Annotated in this window: 5 protein-coding genes; 3 read left to right on the plus strand and 2 right to left on the minus strand. The window is 58.4% G+C overall.

Features of this window, described 5'->3' with window-relative positions; genetic code table 11:
* The 3 genes from NTW95_01120 to rho all read left to right on the plus strand — a co-directional run.
* The coding region (locus NTW95_01120) for a hypothetical protein (GenBank protein MCX6556029.1) at positions 1 to 223 on the plus strand (223 nt) is incomplete at its 5' end.
* A gap of 21 nt (positions 224 to 244) precedes the next feature.
* On the plus strand, positions 245 to 811 hold the full coding sequence (gene yihA / locus NTW95_01125; GenBank protein MCX6556030.1) for a ribosome biogenesis GTP-binding protein YihA/YsxC: 567 nt from the start codon (positions 245 to 247) through the stop codon (positions 809 to 811).
* 2 nt (positions 812 to 813) lie between these two features.
* Positions 814 to 2079 (plus strand): transcription termination factor Rho, encoded by a 1266-nt coding sequence (gene rho, locus NTW95_01130; protein MCX6556031.1) that lies wholly within the window; start codon positions 814 to 816, stop codon positions 2077 to 2079.
* Positions 2080 to 2222: 143 nt separating this feature from the next.
* Here the strand turns inward: rho and NTW95_01135 are convergent, their stop codons facing one another.
* Both NTW95_01135 and NTW95_01140 read right to left on the minus strand, forming a co-directional pair.
* Positions 2223 to 3413 carry a glycosyltransferase family 4 protein gene (locus tag NTW95_01135; protein ID MCX6556032.1) on the minus strand — a complete coding sequence of 397 codons (1191 nt, stop codon included), beginning with the start codon at positions 3411 to 3413 and terminating at the stop codon, positions 2223 to 2225.
* A gap of 6 nt (positions 3414 to 3419) precedes the next feature.
* Positions 3420 to 3724 (minus strand): glycosyltransferase (locus NTW95_01140; GenBank protein MCX6556033.1); only part of this gene is annotated, 305 nt, incomplete at its 5' end.

Genomic DNA, 3724 nt, shown 5'->3' on the forward strand with positions numbered 1-3724 from the left:
GATCATCGCCGCCCACCGCTACGGCATCACGAACATACTCATCCCGTCCGAAAACGAGAAGGATTTCCAGGAAGACATTCCCGAAGAGCTGAAGAACGCCCTACGCATCCATCCCGTCGACACCATGGATGAACTTCTGGATATCGTCCTGGAGAGCCCGATCAAGATAAACAACATCAGGAGCAAGGTCATACGGCCGTTTCAAGAAGCGAACCTGCAGTAAGCGATCGCTGCCACTATGAACGTGAAAAAAGCAACACTTGTTGGGACTTTCTTCAATCCGAGCCAGCTGCCCGGCGAGGCGCGGCCGAAGATCCTTTTTTTCGGCCGCTCCAACGTAGGCAAATCATCGCTGATCAACCGGCTGCTCGGGCAGCGCCTGGCCAAGACTAGCTCCACGCCCGGGAAAACCCTGAGCATCAATTACTATCTGATCAATGAACAGGTGCTGTTCGTCGACATGCCCGGCTACGGGTACGCCAAGGCCGCCAAGAGCGAAGGCGCCCGGGTCAGGAAGCTGATCGCCGCTTTCCTGGAGCAGGTGAAGAATGTCCGCTTGGCCGCCCTGCTCATCGACTCGCGCCGGGGGTTCCTGCCCCACGACCTGGAGACCCTGGAGCAAATCATGAAAAAAAAATTTCCCGTATTGACAATCCTGACCAAGAGTGATAAAATCTCGTTTTCTGAGCAAAAAAACCTTGTAACGCAACTTCACAAAAACTTCGGATTGAATGCCATTTCCTTCTCAATCAAATCCACGACGGGAAAGAATGAAATTTGGCAATACATAAATGAGGCCAACAAGGAGTGACTATGTATTCATTGAAAGACCTGCAAGCCATGAAGCCGCTGGAATTGAAAAAAGTGGTCAAGGAGCTTGAAGTCGCCGAAAGCGACATCAACGACCGGAATTCCCTCTTTTTCAAGATCCTGGACACCCAGGCCCGCGCCAACGGTAAGCTGTTCGCCGAAGGGGTCATCGAGGTGCACAGCGAGGGCTACGGCTTCCTCCGTTTCCAGGAGTATTCCTACCTGACCAGCCCGGAAGACATCTACGTTTCGCCCTCCCAGGTGAACAAGTTCGATATACGCACCGGCGACACGGTCTCCGGTTCGGTGCGTCCGCCCAAGACCGGCGAAAAATACTTCGCCCTGCTGACGGTCGAGGCCGTGAACTTCGAAGACCCGGAAGAGGTGACCGAGAAGCGCCGCAACATCAAGTTCGAAAAACTGACCCCCCTCTACCCGAACGAGAAGATCAACCTGGAAACCGGGCCGGAAAACCTCTCCGGCCGGGTGATGAACCTGCTCACCCCGCTCGGCAAGGGGCAGCGCGGCCTGATCGTCGCCGCCCCGCGCACCGGCAAAACCATGATCCTGCAGAGCATCGCCAAATCGATCGAGCTCAACCACCCGGAAATCAATCTGATCGTACTATTGATCGACGAAAGGCCCGAAGAGGTGACCGACATGAGCCGCAACGTCAAGGGCGAAGTCATCGCCTCCACCTTCGACGAGATCCCGCTTCGCCACACCAAGGTGGCCGAAATCGTCCTGGAGAAAGCCAAGCGCATGGTGGAGATGGGCAAGGACGTGGTCATCCTCCTCGATTCCATAACCCGCTTGGCCCGTGCCCACAACGCCATCACTCCCTCCTCGGGCAAGGTGCTTTCGGGCGGCATCGACGCCAATGCCCTGAACAAGCCGAAAAAATTCTTTGGCGCCGCCCGCAACATCGAAGGCGGCGGCAGCCTGACCATCCTGGCCACGGCGCTGGTAGACACCGGCAGCCGCATGGATGAAGTCATTTTTGAAGAGTTCAAGGGAACAGGCAACATGGAGATCAACCTCGACCGCCGCTTGGTTGACAAGCGCGTCTTCCCGGCCATCGACCTGTTCCGCTCCGGCACCCGCAAGGAAGAGCTGCTGATCGAGCGCGACGAGCTGAGCAAGATCTGGGTCCTGCGCAAGGTGCTCTCGCAGATGTCGGAAGTGGAGGCCATGGAACTGCTGGTCGAAAAACTTTCCAAGACCAAGTCCAACGCCGAATTCATCAAGATGATGTCGGCGGGGATGTAAGGCTGCAAACGACAGTTTGAAATCGGTTTACGGTAGACGGTGCAAGGTGGACGGTGAAAGCCAAAAAACCTTGCTATTTTGATTCTTCTCTTGCCGTAAACCGTGCACCGTAAACCCTACACCAAGCCCTGATCCAATAACATTCATATCTTAGCCGGTTGAGCTTGTAGCGAAAGCACCTCGCCTATGCCCTTCTTGATCTCAGTTAACACCGCGTCCCAGGAATAGTATTTCTTTACGTATTCCAAACCTTTCGCTCCCATGGCGGCGCGCAGGACCGGCCGGCGGTAGAGCCGGCGGAAAGCCGCCAGAAATTCCTCCTGGTTGTCGTAGGCCAGACCGCCGCCCGACATGTCGACATGCTCCAGCAGAGCCGCGCAGCGGCGATTGACCAGCACCGGCGTCGCATTCGAAAAAGATTCCAGCGTGGTGATGGAAAGGCTCTCCAGCGGCGAGGGCTGCAGCGAGAAGAGGGCCCCCTTGAAAGCGGCCAGCTTATCGGCCTCGCTGACATAGCCCAGGTACTTCACCCCCTGGATCACGGGAACATCCATCAGTTTCTTGCCGATCAGGACCAGCTCCACGTAGGCTTCGTATTTCAGCGCCCGGTAGTAGTCGAAAACCGCTTCCAGTCCCTTGCCTTTTTCGATGCGCCCGGCAAAGAGCAGGTAGGGAGCGACCAGCAGGTGCTTGCGGCGGAAAGCTTTATCCGAAACATCGCTCGGGATATCGATCCCGGTCCGGACCAGGCGCATGGAGCCGGTCGGTGAAAACAACCGTTGCGTGAGCTCCATCTCAGCCTGGGTCAGGAAGAACAGGGCGCGCGGCCGGGCGAACAGTTTTTTCATCGCCTCCAGGTAGATCGGCGCCTCGTCGTGGGCGGTCGGGAACAGGACCAGCGGTTGGCGCACAACGCCGCTGCCGATCACGGTGGGATAGTACAGGTAGGTGAAAAAGAAGAACAGGTCGATCTCCCCCTGCGCCGCAGCCAGGGCATCAACCAGGTCGGGGCAAAAAGGCCCCTGCGCCTCCAGCCACTCCCGTTCGTCGCGGTCAACGGCGGCGGCGGCGAAAAAGCGCTCGGAAAAACGGTTGAAATCGTCGATGTTCCGCTCGTGGCGCACTGGAAAGCGCCGGATCGTCACCCCGCGCAGCAGCGACTCCCCGGCCGGGTACTCGTTGCGCCAAGTGAGGTAATCCCTGGCGCAGGTTGTGAAAACGACGACGCGGAAGCCCTCCCGCACCAGCCTTTCCGCCAGGTCGCGGGCCAGACTCTCCGATCCGCCGATGACCTCCCTGCCGTAGCGCTGGACGACGAAGCCGATGGTGATCATGGTTTCTCAGAGCTGGCGCAGCATGGCCAGAAGTATCTCGGGGTCGGCCTGCAGGCGGTAGCGGCTGATCCGCTCCGCGGCCTGGGCTTGCAGCCGTTGGCGCAGCGCCTCTTTTTCCAGCACTTCCTCGACCAGCCCGGCCACCAGAGCCGCGTCTTTGTCGCGGAACAGGATGCCCGCTCCGCCCAGGGTTTCGGCCACCGCCCCGGCGTCAAAGGCCACCACCGGCACGCCGAAATAGCAGCTTTCCAAAAGCGGCAGGCAGAACCCTTCGTGCTCGCTCATGGAAAGGAACACGTCGGCCAGCCTGT

It is taken from the genome of Candidatus Aminicenantes bacterium (assembly GCA_026393795.1).
Lineage (GTDB): Bacteria > Acidobacteriota > Aminicenantia > UBA2199 > UBA2199 > UBA2199.

Coding starts and splice junctions, on each gene's coding strand:
- rho (MCX6556031.1), top strand. CDS start 814: ATGTATTCATTGAAAGACCTGCAAGCCATGAAGCCGCTGGAATTGAAA.
- NTW95_01135 (MCX6556032.1), bottom strand. CDS start 3,413: ATGATCACCATCGGCTTCGTCGTCCAGCGCTACGGCAGGGAGGTCATC.